This is a genomic window from Lysinibacillus sp. KU-BSD001 (genome assembly GCF_042920265.1).
GTDB lineage: Bacteria > Bacillota > Bacilli > Bacillales_A > Planococcaceae > Lysinibacillus_B.
This window is the reverse complement of the sequence record NZ_JBDQZI010000014.1, coordinates 91712-113217: the sequence shown is the minus strand read 5'-3', so window position 1 is coordinate 113217 and position 21506 is coordinate 91712. Positions and strand designations below refer to the sequence as shown.

Below are 21506 nucleotides of genomic sequence, written 5' to 3'. Positions count from 1 at the left end.
AAAAGTCTAGTGATGATGGCAAAGAGGTCACACCCGTTCCCATACCGAACACGGAAGTTAAGCTCTTTAGCGCCGATGGTAGTTGGGGGCTTCCCCCTGTGAGAGTAGGACATCGCTAGGCACACGAGGATTCGATGAAATCGAATCCTTTTTTTATTTGGCTTTTTTCAATTACTTCATTCATATACAACGATTTCAGCGAATTAGGATATATTCATGACTATCTTAATCAGATGGACTTCATTAAAGCTAGGAGATATTTCGGTTTATCCCGCATTAATGGATAGTCATTTATACGACAATTTTGTCCATGCCTCCATAAAGTACCTTTTCTACATGTGACCTCTTATTTCAAACTTCACGATACCTATATTTTCCTCTATGCTAAAAATAAAGAATTCATAAAGTTTAAAAGATTAGATGAAACACTTGATATAGTAATACTAGGGGGCGACAACATGGAGCAAAACATTCTGTTAGTTGAAGATGATCGTGAAATTGCACGGATTATAAAAGATACATTAACAAAGGAAGGCTACCGGGTAACTTGGGCCACAACAGGTATGGAAGGATTAGCAGATTTTCAAGCTGGCAACTATGACTTACTACTTGTTGATTGGATGATGCCAGAAATGGACGGGTTAACATTGACGGAGCATATACGCCTACAAAGTGATGTACCGATTATTATGATTAGTGCAAGAAACGAAGAAGCTGATAAAGTAGAAGGGCTACAAGGGGCAGATGATTATTTAGCTAAACCATTTTCACTAGGAGAATTAAAAGCGCGTGTTGCTTGTCAGCTAAGACGTTGGCAACGCTACAATAAAATACATGTAGCAGAAGAAATTGCTCAATTTCCATATGGGCTAAAAATTGATTGGAAACGTGAGCAAGTATTCTTACATGACAACGAACTCAATTTAACACAAAAGGAATTTGCCCTCTTAAAAGTATTGGCACAACATCCACGGGAGCTTTTCTCAAAAGAAGCGCTCTATACACATGTATGGCAACAACCTGAATTAGAGGAAACACATACTGTAACTGTTCATATTAAAGCACTGCGAGAGAAGCTACAAGATCCCGTAAAAAACCCTCATTTTATTCAAACTGTTTGGGGAAAGGGCTACCGCTTTGTAGGTGAACTGCTGTGAAAATTAAAACATGGCTGTTACTCACGTATTTACTCGTGATGATTTTGCCGCTTGTCGGTGTTTATGGTTTATATGTATCTATAAATGCCTATTACCAGGACAAAAATGTGGAGGAATATTTTGATAACTGGAATACAATCAATTCCCTAAAACCAGTATTAGCTAATCCAATGATGTATGAAAAAAATGCGAATTTTAGTGAGATGGAGGCATTAACATCGAATGAATTAATGGTGACACTGTATGCACCTAATGGTCGGATTTATTATTCATCGAATCCGTTAACGACTGCTTCTAGTATTTTCAAGGATAGGGAACGTGTGTATAAACATTTATATGAGCTGCAACAAAATTATCAAACCTTTGTGTATAAGGAGCCTGTGTATGAGAAGGGGCAAATAGTTGGTATTTATGAAGTGACATCGATACGTACGGAATGGACGAAGCAGGTCAATACTAAAACGCTTATAGTAGGGATCGGTTTACTTGTGCTACTGTCCTTGTTATATGCAGTAGTTGTGTATTTTTTAAACGTCCGTCTTCATCGGCCAATGAAAGCATTAATGCATCAAATGAATGCTTTTGCGAAGGGAGAACCGACGGAGTGCCTATCTGTTAAAAAGGATGAGCTTGGCGAGGTAACGGCTAGCTTTCAGGCAATGCAGCAAGAAATAGAAGAGACACGTAAAAAGCTTAATGAGCAGCAGCGTCAAAAGGAATTTATGATTGCCAGCCTTTCACATGATTTAAAAACCCCGCTTACATCCATTCAGGCATATACAGAAAGCTTACAATCGGGGAGCTTAAGTGTTCAGGAACAGCAGGACTATTTAGCAGTCATTTCATCGAAGTCTGATTATATGAAGCACCTGCTAGATGATTTGATGATGTATACGCTACTGCAATCGCCTCATTATGCGTTAGAGCTTGTAACCGTAGAGGGAGCTGAGTTTTTTGAGATGCTCCTTGCAGACTATGAGCAAATTAGTCAGGAAAAAGGGTTTTTAGCAAGGACAGACTTATATGTGGATGGGAGATACAAGGTAAATCCAAAGCAGTTGATGCGTGTTGTCGATAATGTTGTATCGAATGCGTGGACATATACAAACGATGGTGGGTTTATTGGGATCGCAGCTTTTGAACTTCCGCATATCCCGCCGTGGTGCGAGCAGTATGTGAAGGCACAACTTATCTGTGAAGACGGTGTCCATATCATTGTACAAAATAGCGGTGATGCATTAACAGTAGAGCAGTGTGAACGCATGTTTGACCCGTTATATCAAGTTGACCAAGCACGTAGTCAAATGGGGCAGCGTGGTGCAGGGTTAGGGTTAAGCATTGCAAAACAAATCATTGAAAAACATCACGGGACGATTCAAGCCGTGTCACAACAAAACAGTACAGCGATTATTTGCTGGCTACCAGGAGGAGAATCCTAATGAAAAAAATCATGTATTCAGCAGCACTTATTTTGTCTTTATCACTTGCAGCATGCAGTGATGCAGAAAACTATTCCCCACAGGAAATTATTGATCAAGTCATGCAGGAAACAACCGAAGTATCTTCGTTTTACGGGGAGTATGTCATGGATATAGGGGATGGGCAGCCGTCGACAATTAAGCAATGGGAAAAGGATGGGAAACGCCGTATCGAAGTTTCAGATGAAAGTGGTGCGAAAGTCATTACAGTAAATGACGGTAAAACCCTTACTTCCTATGATGAACAATCAAAATCAGCGTTTGTCTATCATTTAACAGCAGAAGGTACTGAGCCGCTCATGCAACCATCACCAAAGGAACAGGCGCATATGCTACTGAAAATGGTGGAGAATACACATGAAATTTCAGTTGGTGAGGAAGAAAAGGTTGCTGGCCGTGACACTTACCATCTGATTGCAAAGGCAAAGGAAGAGAATGGTTTAATGGGCGATTTAGAAGTATGGGTCGATAAAAAAACATGGATGACATTAAAATCCGTCAGTCGTAATGGGGATATGGTGTTGACGATTGAATATACAATGTTTGATGTGGATCAAAAAATAGAGGATAGCTTATTTGCCCTCGATTTACCGGCTGACGTAACAGTGGAAACGGAGGAAATGATTTCTCCAGAACAAGTAACGATCGAGGAAGCAAAGGCAGCGCTTGGTGAGTTTTTAGTGATGAAAGAACAAAATGGCATTACATTAGAATCTGTAACGGATATGAAGGTAGAGGAACGACCTGAATTTGTCCTTAACTATTCATTAGATGGTGAACCAGTCTTTGCCCTTTCTGTTTTTGTACCAACTGAAAGCTATACAGAAATTGGGCCAAAGACGGGGGAGACAATTGAAGTGCGTGGTCAACAAGTAGAAAAGATTGACTTGAATGCCTTCCGCTATGTGCAATGGACCGAAAACAATTACCAATACGGTATTATTTTAGAAAACCCAGATGTAACGTTTGAAGAAATTTATGAATATATCGAGCAAATGGAAATGGTGCAATAATATGAAAAGCAATCCGACTCATAATCGGATTGCTTTTTTTAAAAGATAAGGGCAGTCGCGTAAAAATGCGCCGAACCCGCGTAAAACCATAGGAAAGTCGCGTAAAAAACTCCGATATACACAAAAACCATCCTTTGTAAGAATGTGACGAATCGTTCACAATTTTCTTGCGATAATTTGTAACGGTCTTGGGGGAACATGTTATAGTAAGAGCAATATTTACAAACTGGAAGGATGACCATTTTGGGCAAAAAGCAAGTATGGTATGAAGTAGAAGAAAATGAAACAATCGAGCAATGTCTAGACCGAATGAAGCAAGACGGCTATATGCCATGTGGGCGTAAGGAAGAGCCCGTTTTTCAAGAGGTCAATGGGGAACCAACATACCTACGTCAAAAAATACAATTCAAAGGAATATTACTAGAAGAATAATAAAAAAAACGTTAAAATCCGAACGATAATGTTTTACTAAAAAATATTGTTCGCATTTTGTCGTTGATTTTATAGCCAACCCTTGTTAAAATGTGAACAGGAAAAACATTAGATCCCTACATATATGCTGGAGAATATGGCTCCAGTGTTTCTACCCGGTACCGTAAATTCCGGACTATGCAGGGAAAGCAACTTTTGGAACGATTGAAGAAAAGGGTGTGGCTTTAGATGCTTTTATCTGCATATTCTTTCAAATTTAGTCCTCAAGTAGATTGCTTTCTCGCGCTTAGAAAGTAGTTTATTTGGGGACTTTTTTATTGTTCAGATGGGGCAATAAATAGTTGTTAAAAGGAGAGCAAATTCATGAATCCGAAAATTGGCGTTATTATGGGCAGTTCTAGTGACTGGGAAACAATGAAGCATGCATGTGATATTTTAGATGAACTCGCAGTCCCGTATGAAAAGCAAGTTGTATCAGCACACCGCACACCAGACTTAATGTTTGAATATGCAGAAAATGCACGCGGACGTGGCATTCAAGTCATTATTGCTGGTGCTGGAGGCGCTGCACATTTACCAGGTATGGTGGCAGCTAAAACAACATTACCTGTGATCGGTGTACCCGTTCAATCTCGTGCATTAAATGGATTGGACTCACTACTTTCAATTGTGCAAATGCCAGGTGGTGTACCTGTGGCAACAGTAGCGATTGGTAAAGCAGGTGCAACAAATGCAGGGTTACTTGCAGCACAAATTTTATCAACTACTGATGCAGAGTTAGCAACAAAGCTTGACGCTCGCCGTGAAGCGACAAAACAACAGGTGTTAGAAAGCACAGGTGACTTAGTGTGACGAAAATGATTTATCCAGGTCAAACAATCGGTATTATCGGTGGCGGTCAGCTTGGACGAATGATGGCAGTCGCAGCAAAAGAAGCAGGGTTTAAAATTGCGGTGTTAGAGCCGTCAATGGACTCTCCTTGTGGACAAGTCGCAGATATTCGTATTGTGGCGCAATATAACGACGAGGCAGCTTTAGAAGAGCTGGCAGAAGTAAGTGATGTCATTACGTATGAATTCGAAAATATCGATTATGAGGGCTTAAAACGATTAACAGAAATCGCGTATGTGCCTCAAGGCGCTGAATTAGTCCGTATTACGCAAAATCGTGTAACGGAAAAAGCGGCGATTGTTGAAGCCGGCTGTCCTGTTGCACCGTATATTGTGGCAGAGACGTATGAGGAGCTAGTGGCGAAAATTGACGAAATCGGTTTCCCGTGTATTGTCAAAACGGCGCGCGGCGGTTATGACGGCAAAGGGCAACAATTACTAAAAATAAAAGAAGATTTACCGTTAGCAGAAGGGTTATTTGCACATTCTGTATGTATCGCAGAAGGTTTTGTGCCATTTACAAAAGAGATTTCTGTCATTGTACAGCGTAATGGCAATGGCGAAACTTGTTGCTTACCGGTAGGCGAAAACATTCACGTACACCATATTTTACATGAAACGATTGTACCAGCGCGTATTGCAGAGCAGACTGCTACTCAAGCAGAGCAAGAAGCAGCAAAAATTGCAGATCATCTGGAACTCGTTGGTACATTAGCAGTCGAGATGTTTGTACTAGAAGATGGTGGAATCGTGATTAATGAATTAGCACCACGACCACACAATTCTGGTCATTATTCTATTGAGGCTTGTAATATTTCACAATTCACACAGCATATTCGTGCGGTGTGCGGCTGGCCGCTACGTAAGCCAAAGCTATGGTCACCATCTATTATGGTGAACGTACTAGGGCAACATGTAGTACCATTGACAAACTCTATTTCGAAGTATCCTGATTGGTCTGTTCATTTATATGGAAAAGCTGAAGCAAAAGTGAACCGTAAAATGGGTCACGTCACAATTATGACGGATGATTTAAATACAACACTAAAACAAATCAAGGATTCTGGTATCTGGCCAGAGTAGAAGGAGCACATACTATGATCGAACGTTATACACGACCTGAAATGGGTGCTATTTGGACGGAGCAAAACAAATTCCAAGCATGGCTTGAAGTCGAAATTTTAGCATGTGAGGCTTGGGCGGAAATCGGTGACATTCCGAAAGAGGACGTAGCGAAAATTCGCGCAAATGCCTCATTTGATGTCGACCGTATTTACGAGATTGAGCAGGAAACACGCCATGACGTTGTTGCGTTTACACGCGCAGTATCTGAAACGCTAGGTGAGGAGCGCAAATGGGTACACTACGGTTTAACTTCAACAGACGTAGTGGACACGGCGCTGTCATACTTAATCAAACAAGCAAACAATATTCTTCGTAAAGATTTACACAACTTCATCGACATCATTCGTGAAAAAGCTTTAGAGCACAAATACACAGTAATGATGGGACGTACACATGGGGTACACGCTGAGCCGACAACATTTGGCTTAAAGCTTGCCTTATGGTACCAAGAGATGCAGCGTAACTTAGAGCGCTTTGAAGCAGCAGCGAAGACAATTGAAACAGGTAAAATGAGCGGCGCCGTTGGAACATACGCAAACATCAATCCTCGCGTAGAGGCATACGTATGTGAACACTTAGGCTTACAAGCAGCACCAATTTCAACGCAAACACTACAACGTGATCGTCATGCACAGTACTTTAGTACACTGGCATTAATCGCTACATCGATTGAAAAGTTTGCGACAGAAATTCGCGGTCTTCAAAAGTCAGAGACACGCGAAGTCGAGGAAGCGTTCGGTAAAGGTCAAAAAGGCTCTTCTGCGATGCCACATAAACGTAACCCAATTGGATCTGAAAATATGACGGGGATGGCTCGTCTAATCCGAGGTTACATGATGACGGCATATGAAAACGTAGCATTATGGCATGAACGTGATATTTCACATTCATCTGCAGAGCGCGTCATTATTCCAGATGCAACGATTGCGCTAAATTATATGTTAAATCGATTTGGCAACATCGTGAAAAACTTAACTGTATTCCCTGAAAACATGAAGCGTAATATGGATCGTACGTTTGGGCTCATCTACTCCCAACGAATTCTACTTGCGTTAATTGATAAAGGTTTAGTACGTGAAGAAGCGTATGATACTGTGCAGCCACTAACAGCGCGTGCATGGGACGAGCAAACACAATTCCGACCATTAGTAGAGGCGAATGAAAAAATTACGTCGCTCCTATCCAAAGAGGAATTAGACGATTGCTTTGATTACAACTATCACATCCAAAACGTCGATCTCATCTTCGAACGTTGCGGTCTAAACTAATCTAGGGGGAACATGTCATGAATAAAGGTCAACTTTTGTACGAAGGTAAAGCAAAACGATTATATGCTACGGAGAATCCAGAAATCCTCTTTGTGGAATACAAGGACAGTGCAACAGCATTCAATGGTGAAAAGAAGGAAGACATTGTCGGTAAAGGCGTGTTAAATAACCGTATTACAACCCTTATATTCGAAAAATTACAAGCAGCCGGAATTGCGTCACATTTCGTGCAACGTATTTCTGACAATGAGCAGCTTGTCAAAAAAGTCGACATCATTCCAATTGAGCTTGTCGTGCGCAATATTGCGGCAGGTTCACTCGCAAAACGATTAGGGCTAGAAGAGGGGACACCGCTTAAGCGCCCGATTGTAGAGTATTACTATAAAAATGATGATTTAGGTGACCCGCACATTACAACAGAGCATATTGATGTGCTCGGTATTGCGACACCAGAAGAGGTACAAGCACTATACGATGGCGGTCTTCAAGTCAACGAAGTGCTACGTCCGATCTTTTCTGATGTAGGGGTAGAGCTCATCGACTTTAAACTTGAATTTGGGCGCGATGTGAACGGGCACGTATTACTTGCCGATGAAATTTCACCAGATACTTGTCGACTTTGGGATACTAAAACGAAACAAAAGCTTGATAAAGATGTGTTCCGCCGCAATCTTGGCAGTTTAACAGAAGTATATGAAATCATACTTACTAGACTTGGAGGAAAATAGACAATGAAAAAGGTTAAAGTTTACGTAACATTAAAAGAAAGTATTTTAGATCCACAAGGTTCAGCAGTAAAAGGTTCATTAGAGAAAATCGGTTACGGTGAAGTAGCAGATGTACGTATCGGTAAATACTTAGAAGTTACAATCGCTGACACAGACCGCGATATCGATACAATCGTTAAAGAAATGTGTGAAAAAATGTTAACAAACACTGTTATTGAAAACTACCGCTACGAAATTGAGGAGGCATAATACTATGAAATTTGCAGTACTCGTTTTCCCAGGGTCTAACTGTGATATCGACATGTATCATGCGATCAAAGACGAATTAGGTGAAGAAGTAGAATACGTTTGGCATACAGCGGACAGCTTAGAAGGCTTCGACGGTGCTTTAGTACCTGGTGGCTTCTCGTATGGTGACTACTTACGCTGTGGCGCGATGGCGAACCAATCGAACATTATGAAGGCATTAAAGGAATTTGCAGCTGAGGGCAAGCCAGTACTTGGGGTATGTAATGGATTCCAAATTTTAACGGAAGCGGGCTTACTACCAGGGGCGCTTTTACGTAATAAAAACTTAAAATTCATGTGCCGTACAGTACAGTTAAAAGTAGAGAACGACAACACATTATTCTCAAATCAGTACGAGCAAGGTGAAGTCATTAATATTCCAATCGCACACGGCGAAGGGAACTATTACTGTGACGAGGAAACATTAGCAGCTTTAAAAGCAAACAACCAAATCGTGTTCACATACTCAGGTGACAATCCGAATGGTTCTTTAGAAGATATCGCAGGAATTATTAACGAGCAAGGTAACGTACTTGGTATGATGCCACACCCAGAGCGTGCAGCAAACGAAATCGTTGGCGGCGCAGACGGGCTGAAATTATTTAAATCAATTGTGAAGCAGTGGAGGGAACAACATGTCAACAACTAAATTCGAGCCATCATCGGAGCAAATTAAAGAGCAACGTCTTTATGCGGACATGGGTATGACAGATGAAGAATACGATTTAGCGGTAGAGAAATTAGGGGGACGCAAGCCTAATTGGACGGAAATCGGTTTATTCTCAGTAATGTGGTCAGAACACTGCTCATACAAAAAATCAAAGCCAGTATTACGCAAATTCCCAACAAAAGGTCCTCAAGTATTACAAGGTCCTGGTGAAGGTGCTGGTATCGTGGACATCGGTGACGAGCAAGCAGTTGTATTCAAAATGGAATCACACAATCACCCGTCAGCAATCGAACCGTACCAAGGTGCAGCAACAGGTGTTGGTGGGATCATCCGTGACGTATTCTCAATGGGTGCACGCCCAATTGCGATGCTAAACTCTTTACGTTTTGGCGAGTTAAAATCAGCACGTGGTAAATACTTATTTGAAGAAGTAGTTGCAGGTATTGCAGGTTATGGTAACTGTATCGGGATTCCAACAGTAGGTGGCGAAATTCAGTTCGACCCTTGCTACGAAGGGAACCCACTTGTAAACGCCATGTGCGTAGGGTTAATCGACCATAAGGACATCCAAAAAGGTGTAGCTGCTGGTGTAGGTAACACAGTGATGTACGTTGGAGCAAAAACAGGTCGTGACGGCATTCACGGTGCGACATTCTCTTCTGAAGAGTTATCAGATGAAGCAGATGAGAAGCGTTCAGCCGTTCAAGTTGGTGACCCGTTCATGGAGAAGCTATTACTTGAAGCTTGCTTAGAAGTAGTGAAATCGGATGCACTTGTTGGGATTCAAGATATGGGTGCTGCGGGTCTTACATCTTCTTCAGCAGAAATGGCTTCGAAAGCTGGCACTGGTGTAGAGATGAACTTAGACTTAGTTCCTCAACGTGAAACAAATATGACAGCTTACGAGATGATGTTATCTGAGTCTCAAGAGCGTATGCTAATCGTTGTAAAAGCAGGTCGTGAAGAAGAAATTAAAGCGATCTTTGAAAAATATGATTTAGATGCTGTAGCAGTAGGTCGTGTAACGGACGATAAAATGCTTCGCTTATTACACAACGGTGAGGTTGTGGCGGAAGTACCTGCAGATGCACTTGCAGAAGATGCACCAGTTTACTATATGCCAGACGCTGAGCCAGCTTATTTTGCTGAGTTCCAAGCGATGGAAAATGTTGAACCAACTGTAACAGACTATAAAGAAACATTAACAGCACTTTTAAAAGCACCAACTGTGGCTTCGAAAGAGTGGGTTTATGATCAATATGACTATCAAGTACGTACAAACACAGTCGTAGCGCCAGGTTCTGACGCAGCGGTGTTACGTGTACGTGGTACAAATAAAGGGTTAGCGATGACTACTGACTGTAACTCTCGCTACATCTACTTAGATCCAGAAACAGGCGGTAAAATCGCGGTAGCTGAAGCAGCCCGTAACATCGTATGTTCTGGTGGTCAACCACTTGCGATTACAGACTGTTTAAACTTCGGTAACCCAGAGAAACCAGAAATTTTCTGGCAAATCCAAAAGTCAGCTGACGGAATTGCAGCGGCATGTTTAGCATTAGATGCACCAGTTATCGGTGGTAACGTATCGATGTACAACGAGCGTTCAGGTGAAGCGGTTTACCCAACACCAACAATCGGTATGGTTGGTTTAGTAAAAGACTTATCACACGTGACAACACAAGAAGTGAAGCAAGCGGGCGACATCGTGTACTTAGTAGGTGAAACGAAAACAGAATTCGGTGGCTCTGAATTACAAAAATTAATCGAAGGTCAAATTTCAGGTAAAGCACCATCAATTGATTTAGACGTAGAAGCAATTCGTCAAGCAACGATTTTAGAGGCGATTCGTGCAGGTGTTGTACAATCAGCACACGACGTTTCTGAAGGCGGTGTAGCGGTTGCACTTGCAGAAAAAACGTTTGCAGCAAATGGCTTAGGTGTCAATGTCACATTAACAGGTTCTGCTGTCACAGCTTTATTTGCTGAATCACAATCACGCTTTGTTCTTACAGTAAAAGAAGAAAATGCAGCAGCATTTGAAGAAATCGTAAAAGACGCACAAAAAATCGGTGTCGTAACAGAAGAGGCAACATTAACAATTAACGGTGACAACGGTGTGCTTGTAGAAGGTACAGTGGAGGAATTCCGTTCTGCTTGGAAAGGAGCAATCCCATGCTTGCTGAAATCAGAGGCTTAAACGAAGAATGTGGGGTTTTTGGTATTTGGGGACACTCAGATCCAGCACAAATTAGTTACTACGGTTTACATGCACTACAACATCGCGGGCAAGAAGGCGCAGGGATTGTCGTTACAGACGGCTCTACCCTGCGCGCCGTAAAAGGCGAAGGACTTGTCAATGATGTGTTTAACGAAGAAAAGTTAAGCAAAGTGAAAGGAAAAGCAGCGATTGCGCATGTGCGTTATACAACGCAAGGCGGTGCTGGTCCTCAAAATGTACAGCCTTTACTTTTCCATTCATCAACAGGCAGTTTATCGATTGCACATAACGGGAACTTAGTGAATGCGAATCACTTAAAACAGTATTTAGAACGAGGCGGAAGCATTTTCCACTCTTCTTCCGATACAGAAGTATTAGCACACTTAATTAAAAAATCAACGCACTCACCATTCCGTGCAAAAGTGAAAAATGCATTGTCTTTATTAAAAGGGGCATTTTCATTCTTAATTATGACAGAAGAAACAATGATGGTCGCACGTGACATGCATGGTTTACGTCCGTTGTCATTAGGGAAATTAGGTGACGGCTGGGTCGTTGCTTCAGAAACGTGTGCATTTGATTTAATCGGTGCAGAGTATGTACGTGAAGTAGAACCAGGTGAATTAATCATTATTAACGATAAAGGTTTAGAATCGGATCGTTTCGCATCGCAAGATAATCGCGCGATGTGTGCAATGGAATATGTGTATTTAGCACGTCCTGATTCAGATATCGATGGCATTAATGTACACATGGCTCGTAAACGTATGGGAAAACAACTAGCAAAAGAATGTGCCCATATTGAAGCAGATGTTGTAACAGGTGTACCAGATTCAAGTATTTCAGCAGCTATTGGTTTTGCGGAAGAAAGCGGGATCCCGTACGAGCTTGGTTTAATTAAAAACCGCTATGTAGGCCGTACATTTATCCAGCCAACACAAGAGCTACGCGAGCGCGGTGTAAAAATGAAGCTTTCACCTGTGCTACAAGTCGTGAAAGGCAAGCGTGTTGTCATGGTAGATGATTCTATCGTGCGCGGTACAACATCTCGTCGTATCGTCAAAATGTTAAAAGATGCAGGGGCTACAGAGGTGCATGTCGTAATTTCATCGCCGCCAATGACAGATCCATGTTTCTACGGCATTGATACATCGACACACGAAGAGTTGATTGCATCGAGTCATAGTGTGGAAGAAATTTGTGAAACAATCGGTGCAGATACGTTAACATTCCTTTCAGCAGAAGGGATGATTGAAGCAACTGCACGTCCATTTGAAGATGAAAACCGTGGCTTATGTATGGCTTGCTTCTCAGGAAAATATCCAACAGAAATTTTCCCAGATACAGTCTTACCACATGAAAAAGAATGTTAAAAGGTTTATTAAGGAGGAGCTAACGGCTTATGTCAAAAGCATATGAACAAGCAGGGGTAAATATTGAAGCGGGTTATGAAGCAGTGAAACGTATGAAATCACACGTTGAACGTACAAATCGTTTAGGTGTGATGGGAACATTTGGTGGCTTCGGCGGGATGTTTGACCTGTCTACGTTAAACTTAAAGGAACCTGTTCTTATTTCAGGTACAGACGGTGTTGGTACGAAGTTAAAGCTTGCTTTTATGGTAGATAAACACGACACAATCGGTATTGACTGTGTTGCAATGTGTGTCAACGATATCGTTGCACAAGGCGCAGAGCCACTTTATTTCCTTGATTATGTAGCAGTAGGAAAAGCAGAGCCTGCTAAAATCGAGCAAATCGTCAAAGGGGTAGCGGATGGCTGTGTGCAGTCTGGTGCAGCCTTAATCGGTGGCGAAACAGCAGAAATGCCAGGTCTTTATGAGGAAGATGAATACGATTTAGCTGGTTTTGCTGTAGGCGCTTGTGAAAAAGCAGACATCATTACAGGTGAAAAAATTGTAGAAGGCGACGTATTAATCGGTCTTACTTCAAGTGGTGTGCATTCAAATGGTTATTCATTAGTGCGTAAAATCGTATTCGCGGATAATGAGTTCGCAGTCGATCAAGTCGTAGAAGGCTATGAAGACTTAGGTCCAATCGGTGAAGCGTTACTTGTACCGACAAAGCTGTATGCAAAACCAGTCCTTGCGATGCTGAAAGCAGGCGATGTGCATGGTTGTGCACACGTGACAGGTGGTGGCTTCTATGAAAACTTACCACGTATGATGCCAGCAGGACTTGCAACAGAAATCGACTTAGGCTCTTGGCCAGTACTACGCATCTTTGAATTCTTAAAAGACAAAGGCCAGTTAGCAGACAAAGACTTATACAATGTGTTCAACATGGGTGTTGGTTTTGTGGTGGCTGTGCCTGAATCAGATGTAGAAAAAGTAATCGCTGCTGCAGAAGCAAACGGCGAAAAAGCATATAAAATTGGTCGTGTTGTAAAAGGTGAAGGCGTTGTATTCAATGGTGAGCATGATGGGAGCTTAGTGTAATGACGGCGAAAATTGCAGTATTTGCTTCAGGAAGCGGCTCAAACTTCCAAGCCATTCAAGAAGCGATTGAACGTGGAGACCTACAAGCAAGCATCGAGCTTGTTGTAACAGATAAGCCAGGTGCATACGTCGTTACACGTGCAAAGAACTTAAATATCCCAGTGCTAGCGCTTGCACCAAAAACATTCGAATCAAAAGCAGCATATGAAGAGGCAATTATTGCTGAGTTACGTGCGCGTGATGTGGAATGGATTGTACTAGCAGGCTATATGCGTCTCGTCAGTGATGTGTTACTTACTGCCTATCCGAATCGCATTATTAACATTCACCCATCTTTACTTCCTTCATTCCCTGGCAAAGATGCGATCGGGCAAGCGATGGAGCATGGTGTGAAAGTAACAGGTGTGACAGTACACTATGTAGATGCAGGCATGGATACAGGTCCTATCATTGCACAAGCAGCGGTAGAAGTGGTAGACGGAAACCGCGAAGCGACAGAAGAACGCATTCATCAAGTAGAGCATGCACTGTATACAAAAACATTACAACGTTTATTTAGCTAATGATGTACTAGTTTATTAGTATACTAACTTTTAATGGAGTAGCAGGCAGTGCCTGTTGTGAAAATGACAATAAAAGCTTTTACGGCTTATAACATATTGGAGGACGTTATTGTGACTAAACGTGCACTAATCAGTGTTTCGAATAAAGAGGGTATTTTAGATTTTGCAAAAGAGCTTGTGGCATTAGGCTACGAAGTTCTTTCAACTGGCGGCACAAAAAAATTACTTCAAGATAACAACGTACCGGTAACAGCTGTTGACGAAGTAACAAAATTCCCAGAAATTTTAGATGGTCGTGTTAAAACATTAAACCCAATGATTCACGGTGGATTATTAGGGAAATTTGATGAGCCAAGCCACGTAGCACAAATGCAAGAGCACGGCATTGAGCCAATCGAAATCGTTTGTGTAAACTTATACCCATTCGTTGAAACCATTTCAAAGCCAAACGTATCTTGGGACGATGCTATTGAAAACATCGATATCGGCGGCCCAACAATGCTACGTTCAGCGGCGAAAAACCACGATTATGTAACAGTAATTGTAGATGCAAACGACTATGCAGGCGTACTAAAAGAGTTAAAAGCAGACGGTAAGACGACGATTGAAACACGCCGTCGCTTAGCAGCAAAAGTATTCCGTCATACAGCGGCATACGATTCGTACATTTCAAACCACTTAACAGAAGCGATTGGTGAAGAGTTCCCAGAAAACTTAACAGTAACGTATGAGTTAAAACAATCATTACGTTACGGTGAAAACCCTCACCAAAAAGCAGCATTTTATGCAAAACGTCTTGGTTCTGATTTCTCAATCGCATATGCAACACAGTTACACGGGAAAGAGCTTTCTTACAACAACATCCAAGATGCAAACGCTGCACTTCAAATCGTAAAAGAATTCGAAATGCCAGCAGCGGTAGCAGTGAAGCATATGAATCCTTGTGGTGTTGGTACAGGTGTAACAATCGAAGAAGCATTCAATAAAGCATATGAAGCAGATCCAACATCGATTTTCGGTGGGATTATTGCTCTAAATATGGAAGTAGATCAAGCAACAGCTGAAAAGCTTTCTGGTATTTTCTTAGAAATCATCATCGCGCCAAGCTTTACACAAGAAGCGCTTGATATTTTAACAGCTAAGAAAAACATTCGTCTGATGACAATTGATTTTGCACAAGCAAAACAAGACAAATTCAATGTTGTTTCAGTGGAAGGTGGCTTACTTGTACAAGAGCCAGACCGCTTTGGCTTTGCGGATGCAGACATTAAAGTCGTAACAGACCGGGAGCCAACAGAAGCCGAGTGGGAAGCATTAAAACTTGGCTGGGCAGTCGTAAAACATGTGAAATCAAATGCCATCGTTGTATCTGACGCACAAATGACACTTGGCGTTGGTGCTGGTCAAATGAACCGCGTAGGCGCAGCAAAAATCGCTTTCGAACAAGCGGGTGAAAAAGCAAACGGTGCAGCACTTGCATCGGACGCATTCTTCCCAATGGGCGATACAGTAGAAGCAGCAGCAGCAGCGGGTATTAAAGCGATCATCCAACCAGGCGGCTCGATTAAAGACCAAGATTCCATTGATATGGCAAATAAACACGGTATTGCGATGGTGTTTACAGGTGTTCGCCACTTTAAACACTAATCGCGGGTAAATCATCCGAATTCGCGGGTAAACCTCAAAAAATCGCGGGTAAACCATTAAATTTCGCGGGTATTTTGGTAACACTTGCCCCAACAGTAAAAAACAATAGTTTTCTGAAGTAAGTCACGTTATAATAGAATAATGTTTCGCTATTATTCTGGCCGGATAATAGCAGAAGCGTTTGAAATTGTTTCATTTGTTCTTTCTGGCCGGAAGAACATGGAGCAAAGCGCATGGCTTTGGCCGGGCATGACGCTAATTTAAAATAGATCGCTTAGTATGCATCCACTTTGGTCGGGGGATACAGAACGGCAACATTCACACAATAACTTATTCAACATGACTATTTTGGTCGGGTACGATTATTGAAAGGTTACTGTAGAATGCACAAAACGCTCGCCTCATTCTAGATATGGCGAGCGTTTTTTTTAGCGAAAAGTTTAATACAAAAACAGTAGGAGGGTTTTATTCATGAAAGTTCTTGTAATCGGTAGTGGTGGTCGTGAGCATGCAATCGCTAAGCAATTTAGCGAGGCACCATCAGTAGAAAAAGTATTCGTTGCACCAGGTAACGATGGGATGAAGCGTGATGCAGAAGTAGTTGCAATCGACGGGTTAGATTTTGCAGCACTTACTACATTTGCAAAGGAAAATGCCATTGACTTAACATTCGTAGGGCCGGAACAACCACTTGCCGCTGGTATCGTGGATCATTTCCAAGCAGAAGGTTTAACAATCTTTGGTCCAACACAAGCAGCAGCTCAAATTGAAGGTTCTAAATCTTATGCAAAAGAAATTATGAAAAAATACAATATCCCAACAGCTGCTTACGAAACATTTACAGAAGCGGAGCCTGCGATTGCATACATTCAAGCACAAGGTGCCCCAATCGTTGTTAAAGCAGATGGGTTAGCAGCTGGTAAAGGTGTAATTGTCGCGATGACAGAAGAAGAAGCAATCGAGGCAGTCAACGATATGATTGGCAACCAACGTTTCGGTGACTCTTCATCACGTGTGGTAATTGAAGAATTCCTTGACGGGGAAGAGTTTTCATTTATGTCATTTGTACATAAAGGGCAAATTTACCCAATGGTTATCGCGCAAGACCATAAACGTGCATATGACGGCGACCAAGGACCAAATACAGGTGGGATGGGTGCCTATTCACCAGTACCGCAAATTCCACAAGAAATGGTATCACGTGCTTACATCGAAATCGTAGAACCAACAGTTAAAGCGATGGAAGAAGAAGGTGTGTCGTTTACAGGGATTCTGTATGCAGGGTTAATCTTAACATCAAAAGGTCCGAAAGTAATCGAATTTAACGCACGCTTCGGCGACCCTGAAACACAGGTCGTGTTACCACGTATGGCGTCAGACTTCGGTTTATTTATGACAGCATTAATGGAAGAAAAATACTTCGACCTACAATGGCATGACGAAGCGATGTTAGGGGTTGTAGTAGCAGCTGAAGGTTATCCAGGGGATGTCGAAAAAGGCAATCCACTACCGGAGCTTTCAGATATCGCGTTACCTGTATATCATGCAGGGACAAAGCAAGTGGACGGTCAGTTTGTCGGCAATGGTGGCCGTGTGTTATTAGTCGCAGCGAAAGCAGACGATTTAAAAGCAGCACAAGAAAAAGTATACGCGGAGCTAGCGAAGAAAGAATGGACAAACTTCTTCTTCCGTAAAGACATCGGCTGGCGTACGTTTAAATAATAAGAAGCAATAAATATTGCTCAATAAGTGAAGGGGTGTGCCGAAAGTAAAAGCTTTCGGCACACCCCACTTTTTGGCGCATCGGATTAGTAATACATTTCTTCTTCATTTTTATCGGCTACTAATGCCACCACCGGGCAATACTGATAATATCCTTCAGCGACTTTCATCGCACCAGCCATAATCATCACCTTCCCCATGAGGCAATCCGGATTACGAGCGATACGGGCTGTGCCGAAACAGGCAAGGGCAATACCACATGTCATACGCATAAAGGCATTTTGCTCAGAAATGTTTTGTGAAAGCATACAATCACCTCCTTCTCAAACATATAAAATGGTGCCATATGTCTCCTGAAATCTAGAAAAGGTTATATTTTCCTATACCCTAAAATAAACCCTATGAAATACTTTGCTTTATGAAAGTGCTATGTTACGATAAAATCGTATATCCAGTAAAAAGCATTCGTAGTATGTGCTTATCTGTATTGACTATACGCGAGATTGAAAGGGGTGTGCATTATGCCTGAAATTAAGTGGAAGATAAAAAATATTCGTGATCAAGTAGCGGTAATCGATGGTAAATTAGCACCGACTATTGTGTTAAAAAATGCACGTTACTTGCACAGTATGTTTAAACAATGGATGACAGGTAACATTTGGATTTTAAATGATCGCATCGTGTATGTAGGGGAAGAACTGCCATCAAATATGCAAGGCACTGAAATGGTAGATGTTGCAGGGAAAACGATTGTACCGGGATATATTGAGCCGCATGTGCACCCGTACCAGTTATATAATCCACATTCATTTGCAGAATTTGCAGGACAAACAGGAACAACAACGTTTCTTTCAGATAATATGTCATTTGTTTTAATATCACAAAATAAGAAAGCGTTTTCAATGATAGACAAATTAAACCAACTACCTTTCTCGTTTTACTGGTGGAGTCGGTTTGATTCGCAAACAGAGCTAGAGCATGAAGAAGATATTTTCTCGAACGAATCTGTACTAGAGTGGTTAGAGCGTCACGATGTGTTACTTGGTGGGGAGCTAACAGGTTGGCCACGTTTACTGCGCGGAGACGACCAAATGCTCTACTGGATTCAATCAGCCAAACATAAAGGGAAGAAAATCGAAGGGCACTTCCCAGGTGCATCTGAACGTACACTTGTTAAAATGCGTCTTTTCGGGGCAGATGGTGATCATGAGGCGATGACAGCAGATGAAGTCGTTAAACGGATTCAACACGGGATTAAAGTAACGCTCCGTCATTCATCGATTCGTCCAGATTTACCGAATCTATTGAAAGGCATTTTAGAAAAAGAACTCCATATTTTTGATCATTTAATGATGACGACAGACGGCTCGACACCAAGCTTCCACCAAGATGGTGTCATGGATAAATGTATCCAAGTCGCACTGGATGTTGGGGTGAATCCGATTGATGCGTACCAAATGGCAAGTTATAATGTAGCGCGCTACTACAATATGGCGAGTTTACATGGCATGATTGCAACCGGCCGATATGCGACACTCAATATTTTAAAAGACGAATTCACACCGCAGCCAGAGTCGGTCTTATCAAAAGGGGTTTGGCTAAAACGAGACGGCGAGCAAGTGTATACATTCCCTGAAATGGATTGGTCTATACTCGGCGACTTGAATATTCACTTCGATTTACAAGATGATGATTTCCAGTTCTCCATGCCGATTGGAATTGAAATGGTCAATGATGTCATTACAAAACCGTACAGTGCAAAAGTTCCCGCTCATAAAAAGGAATTACCACTAGGTGAGAATGAAAGTTATTTAATGCTTGTGGACCGCAATGGGAAATGGCGTGTCAATACGACGATTAAAGGGTTTGATACACATGTGAAAGGCTTTGCTTCCTCCTACTCTAATACCGGAGATTTGATTTTAATTGGGAAAAGCATTGCTGATATTAAACAAGCATTTTGCGAGCTAAAAAATATGAATGGTGGCATTGTGCTCGTAGAAGATGGAGAAGTTGTCGCAAGTATACCACTCCCAATTGCTGGTACAATGTATAACGGTCCGGTTGAGCACCTAATCGAAAAAGAAATTGCGTTAAAAGAAGCGTTGCGTGCTCGTGGATACAGACATTCCGATGCTATTTATACATTGCTATTTTTACAATCTACACATTTACCATATATTCGCGTTACGCCACGAGGCATTTTTGATGTGATGAAAAATACGGTCATGTTGCCGTCTGTAATGCGCTAACAAAAGGAGATAGAGGGAAATGACTAAAAAGAGAGTGATGTTTGTTGTGTGTGCAGCGCTATTATTAGCTGCTTGTAATAAAGATGAGGTAGAAAACGGTGTACCGGCTTCGGCCGAGCCTGAAGAGGTAGAAGAAGTAGAGGTAGAAGAATTACGATATACAATGCCATTTACAGGGGAAAAGGTGGCAGAAGAGTCATTTCTACGTCCTATTTTAGCAACAATTAATAATCATCCTGATGCACGTCCACAGTCAGGAATTGCATATGCAGATGTGGTATATGAAATGCTAGCAGAAGGCGATGTTACGCGTCTGCTAGCGTTATATCAATCCCAAATTCCAACAACGATTGGGCCCATTCGTAGCGCCCGTTCTTACTTCATCGATATGGCAAAAGGACTCGATGCCTTTTATATTGCACATGGCTATAGTCCAGAAGCAAAGGCGATGTTAACAAGTGGTGTTGTCGATAATGTGAATGGCATGGCGTATGATGGGACTTTATTCCAACGCTCGAATGAACGAAAAGCGCCGCATAATTCCTATATGCCAGGAGAAAATGTAACAGCTGCAGCAGAAAAAGTGGGTGCTTCGTTACTGTATCAAAAAAAAGTATCATATTCATTTTATGAAGAACAAGATAGTGTTAAAATAGGAAAGAATGCTAACGAAGTGAAAATGAATTATAATAACAACGGTTCGTTTAATAGTGTATATACGTACGACGTAGACAAGCAGACGTATACAAGAACAGCAGCGAATACGGTGACAGTAGATCATTTAACAGGTGAGTCGGTAGAGCTATCAAATGTGCTATTCTTTGAGATGGCGCATCGTGTCATTGATAGCGAAGGTAGAAGAGATATAGATATCACATCAGGCGGTAGAGCGTATGTTGCACAACAAGGCATGCTCCGTGAAGTGAACTGGGAAAATAGAGACGGTCTGCTTGTAGCAGTTGAACAGGATGGCAGTGAAGTGCAACTTGTCGCAGGGCAAACATGGGTTCACTTTGTACCAACATCACCAGGGCTGACTTCGAGCGTAACGTATTCCGAATAACTTGGGAAGGGTGAGAGTATGCAAATCGAAAAAATCCGTGGACATCAAACAGATCAATTATTTAAAGCAGTTTTAGAACTAAAAGATTTAGAAGAATGCTATAAGTTCTTTGATGATTTATGCACGATTAGCGAGATTCAGTCGTTATCACAACGTTTTGAAGTAGCACATTTATTGCGCTTAAAGAAAACATATGAAACGATTAAAAAGGAAACAGGTGCTTCAACAGCTACCATTTCTCGTGTGCGTCGTTGCTTTGATTACGGGAACGATACGTATGATGAAATGCTAGGTCGTTTATATCCAGATGAGAAACCGTTTAGCGACCGCAGTAAATAATATTTACTCGTTTAAAAGGATGGGCCTTTGCAGCTCAGTTGTTAGCGAATAGGGGAATATCCGTTTTGAACGAACGCCACATAAGAAAAGACATCAACTCGCGCCCTTATAGCGCGAGTTGTGTTTTTTTAAGCGGCATTTCTAAGTTTCAGACAGATGTATCGTTCGAACTTTTTTCTTTGCTATACTGAA

20 protein-coding genes, 1 rRNA gene and 1 riboswitch are annotated in these 21506 nt (G+C 41.8%); of the genes, 20 read left to right on the top strand and 1 reads right to left on the bottom strand.

Annotated elements, in window-relative coordinates:
- The first annotated feature begins 5 nt into the window (after window positions 1-5).
- The 17 genes from rrf to purD all read left to right on the top strand — a co-directional run bounded on the left by rrf (window position 6) and on the right by purD (window position 17660).
- Window positions 6-121, top strand: a 5S ribosomal RNA gene (gene rrf, locus AAGS61_RS17435).
- A gap of 337 nt (window positions 122-458) precedes the next feature.
- Window positions 459-1157, top strand: a complete 699-nt coding sequence (locus AAGS61_RS17430; protein ID WP_391374812.1) for a response regulator transcription factor — start codon at window positions 459-461, stop codon at window positions 1155-1157.
- On the top strand, window positions 1154-2596 hold the full coding sequence (locus AAGS61_RS17425) for a HAMP domain-containing sensor histidine kinase (RefSeq protein ID WP_391374809.1): 1443 nt from the start codon (window positions 1154-1156) through the stop codon (window positions 2594-2596). The genes AAGS61_RS17430 and AAGS61_RS17425 overlap by 4 nt, the downstream gene beginning before the upstream one ends.
- Window positions 2596-3648, top strand: a complete 1053-nt coding sequence (locus tag AAGS61_RS17420) for a LolA family protein (protein ID WP_391374806.1) — start codon at window positions 2596-2598, stop codon at window positions 3646-3648. Before AAGS61_RS17425 ends, AAGS61_RS17420 begins: the two co-directional genes overlap by 1 nt.
- 243 nt (window positions 3649-3891) lie before the next feature.
- Entirely contained in the window at window positions 3892-4080 is a 189-nt protein-coding gene (locus tag AAGS61_RS17415; RefSeq protein WP_391374803.1) for an NETI motif-containing protein, read from the top strand.
- 98 nt (window positions 4081-4178) lie between these two features.
- Window positions 4179-4278: riboswitch (purine riboswitch) on the top strand.
- A 165-nt stretch (window positions 4279-4443) separates the two neighbouring features.
- Window positions 4444-4932 (top strand): 5-(carboxyamino)imidazole ribonucleotide mutase, encoded by a 489-nt coding sequence (gene purE / locus AAGS61_RS17410; RefSeq protein ID WP_391374800.1) that lies wholly within the window; start codon window positions 4444-4446, stop codon window positions 4930-4932.
- Window positions 4929-6053 carry a 5-(carboxyamino)imidazole ribonucleotide synthase gene (gene purK, locus AAGS61_RS17405; protein WP_391374798.1) on the top strand — a complete coding sequence of 375 codons (1125 nt, stop codon included), beginning with the start codon at window positions 4929-4931 and terminating at the stop codon, window positions 6051-6053. Before purE ends, purK begins: the two co-directional genes overlap by 4 nt.
- Before the next feature lie 14 nt (window positions 6054-6067).
- Window positions 6068-7363, top strand: coding sequence for an adenylosuccinate lyase (gene purB / locus AAGS61_RS17400; protein WP_391374795.1), 1296 nt, complete (start codon window positions 6068-6070; stop codon window positions 7361-7363).
- Window positions 7364-7380: 17 nt separating this feature from the next.
- Window positions 7381-8091 carry a phosphoribosylaminoimidazolesuccinocarboxamide synthase gene (gene purC / locus AAGS61_RS17395; protein WP_391374792.1) on the top strand — a complete coding sequence of 237 codons (711 nt, stop codon included), beginning with the start codon at window positions 7381-7383 and terminating at the stop codon, window positions 8089-8091.
- Between the two features lie 3 nt (window positions 8092-8094).
- The gene (gene purS, locus AAGS61_RS17390; RefSeq protein ID WP_332645927.1) at window positions 8095-8340 is read left to right on the top strand and encodes a phosphoribosylformylglycinamidine synthase subunit PurS; all 246 of its coding nucleotides are present in this window, start codon (window positions 8095-8097) and stop codon (window positions 8338-8340) included.
- A 4-nt stretch (window positions 8341-8344) separates the two neighbouring features.
- Window positions 8345-9028, top strand: coding sequence for a phosphoribosylformylglycinamidine synthase subunit PurQ (gene purQ / locus AAGS61_RS17385; RefSeq protein WP_391374789.1), 684 nt, complete (start codon window positions 8345-8347; stop codon window positions 9026-9028).
- Window positions 9015-11249, top strand: coding sequence for a phosphoribosylformylglycinamidine synthase subunit PurL (purL, locus tag AAGS61_RS17380; protein WP_391374787.1), 2235 nt, complete (start codon window positions 9015-9017; stop codon window positions 11247-11249). The genes purQ and purL overlap by 14 nt, the downstream gene beginning before the upstream one ends.
- Window positions 11225-12643 (top strand): amidophosphoribosyltransferase, encoded by a 1419-nt coding sequence (purF, locus tag AAGS61_RS17375; RefSeq protein ID WP_391374784.1) that lies wholly within the window; start codon window positions 11225-11227, stop codon window positions 12641-12643. Before purL ends, purF begins: the two co-directional genes overlap by 25 nt.
- 29 nt (window positions 12644-12672) lie before the next feature.
- Complete coding sequence (purM, locus tag AAGS61_RS17370; RefSeq protein WP_391374781.1) at window positions 12673-13728, top strand: phosphoribosylformylglycinamidine cyclo-ligase; 1056 nt, start codon at window positions 12673-12675, stop codon at window positions 13726-13728.
- Entirely contained in the window at window positions 13728-14291 is a 564-nt protein-coding gene (gene purN / locus AAGS61_RS17365; protein WP_391374778.1) for a phosphoribosylglycinamide formyltransferase, read from the top strand. The genes purM and purN overlap by 1 nt, the downstream gene beginning before the upstream one ends.
- Window positions 14292-14402: 111 nt before the next feature.
- Window positions 14403-15938: a bifunctional phosphoribosylaminoimidazolecarboxamide formyltransferase/IMP cyclohydrolase gene (gene purH / locus AAGS61_RS17360; RefSeq protein ID WP_391374775.1), complete on the top strand. Its 1536-nt coding sequence runs from the start codon at window positions 14403-14405 to the stop codon at window positions 15936-15938.
- 471 nt (window positions 15939-16409) lie between these two features.
- The gene (purD, locus tag AAGS61_RS17355; RefSeq protein WP_391374772.1) at window positions 16410-17660 is read left to right on the top strand and encodes a phosphoribosylamine--glycine ligase; all 1251 of its coding nucleotides are present in this window, start codon (window positions 16410-16412) and stop codon (window positions 17658-17660) included.
- Between the two features lie 86 nt (window positions 17661-17746).
- Here purD and AAGS61_RS17350 read toward each other — a convergent pair whose 3' ends face one another.
- Window positions 17747-17968 carry a YgaP-like transmembrane domain gene (locus AAGS61_RS17350; RefSeq protein ID WP_391374769.1) on the bottom strand — a complete coding sequence of 74 codons (222 nt, stop codon included), beginning with the start codon at window positions 17966-17968 and terminating at the stop codon, window positions 17747-17749.
- A 213-nt stretch (window positions 17969-18181) separates the two neighbouring features.
- Between AAGS61_RS17350 and AAGS61_RS17345 the strand changes: the two genes are divergently transcribed.
- Genes AAGS61_RS17345 through AAGS61_RS17335 form a run of 3 tightly spaced genes read left to right on the top strand, consistent with a single transcriptional unit; the run spans window position 18182 to window position 21314 of the window.
- On the top strand, window positions 18182-19912 hold the full coding sequence (locus AAGS61_RS17345) for an adenine deaminase C-terminal domain-containing protein (protein ID WP_391374766.1): 1731 nt from the start codon (window positions 18182-18184) through the stop codon (window positions 19910-19912).
- A 19-nt stretch (window positions 19913-19931) separates the two neighbouring features.
- Window positions 19932-20975 carry a DUF3048 domain-containing protein gene (locus tag AAGS61_RS17340; protein ID WP_391374763.1) on the top strand — a complete coding sequence of 348 codons (1044 nt, stop codon included), beginning with the start codon at window positions 19932-19934 and terminating at the stop codon, window positions 20973-20975.
- Window positions 20976-20993: 18 nt separating this feature from the next.
- The gene (locus AAGS61_RS17335; RefSeq protein WP_391374760.1) at window positions 20994-21314 is read left to right on the top strand and encodes a YerC/YecD family TrpR-related protein; all 321 of its coding nucleotides are present in this window, start codon (window positions 20994-20996) and stop codon (window positions 21312-21314) included.
- Window positions 21315-21506 lie beyond the last annotated feature (192 nt).

Bases quoted from the DNA above. Each gene is read 5' to 3' on its own strand.
- purQ (WP_391374789.1), top strand. From the start codon at position 8,345: ATGAAATTTGCAGTACTCGTTTTCCCAGGGTCTAACTGTGATATCGAC.
- purN (WP_391374778.1), top strand. From the start codon at position 13,728: ATGACGGCGAAAATTGCAGTATTTGCTTCAGGAAGCGGCTCAAACTTC.
- purL (WP_391374787.1), top strand. From the start codon at position 9,015: ATGTCAACAACTAAATTCGAGCCATCATCGGAGCAAATTAAAGAGCAA.
- purB (WP_391374795.1), top strand. From the start codon at position 6,068: ATGATCGAACGTTATACACGACCTGAAATGGGTGCTATTTGGACGGAG.
- purM (WP_391374781.1), top strand. From the start codon at position 12,673: ATGTCAAAAGCATATGAACAAGCAGGGGTAAATATTGAAGCGGGTTAT.
- purS (WP_332645927.1), top strand. From the start codon at position 8,095: ATGAAAAAGGTTAAAGTTTACGTAACATTAAAAGAAAGTATTTTAGAT.
- AAGS61_RS17350 (WP_391374769.1), bottom strand. From the start codon at position 17,968: ATGCTTTCACAAAACATTTCTGAGCAAAATGCCTTTATGCGTATGACA.
- AAGS61_RS17430 (WP_391374812.1), top strand. From the start codon at position 459: ATGGAGCAAAACATTCTGTTAGTTGAAGATGATCGTGAAATTGCACGG.
- purD (WP_391374772.1), top strand. From the start codon at position 16,410: ATGAAAGTTCTTGTAATCGGTAGTGGTGGTCGTGAGCATGCAATCGCT.
- purE (WP_391374800.1), top strand. From the start codon at position 4,444: ATGAATCCGAAAATTGGCGTTATTATGGGCAGTTCTAGTGACTGGGAA.
- AAGS61_RS17340 (WP_391374763.1), top strand. From the start codon at position 19,932: ATGACTAAAAAGAGAGTGATGTTTGTTGTGTGTGCAGCGCTATTATTA.
- purF (WP_391374784.1), top strand. From the start codon at position 11,225: ATGCTTGCTGAAATCAGAGGCTTAAACGAAGAATGTGGGGTTTTTGGT.
- AAGS61_RS17335 (WP_391374760.1), top strand. From the start codon at position 20,994: ATGCAAATCGAAAAAATCCGTGGACATCAAACAGATCAATTATTTAAA.
- purC (WP_391374792.1), top strand. From the start codon at position 7,381: ATGAATAAAGGTCAACTTTTGTACGAAGGTAAAGCAAAACGATTATAT.
- AAGS61_RS17345 (WP_391374766.1), top strand. From the start codon at position 18,182: ATGCCTGAAATTAAGTGGAAGATAAAAAATATTCGTGATCAAGTAGCG.
- AAGS61_RS17420 (WP_391374806.1), top strand. From the start codon at position 2,596: ATGAAAAAAATCATGTATTCAGCAGCACTTATTTTGTCTTTATCACTT.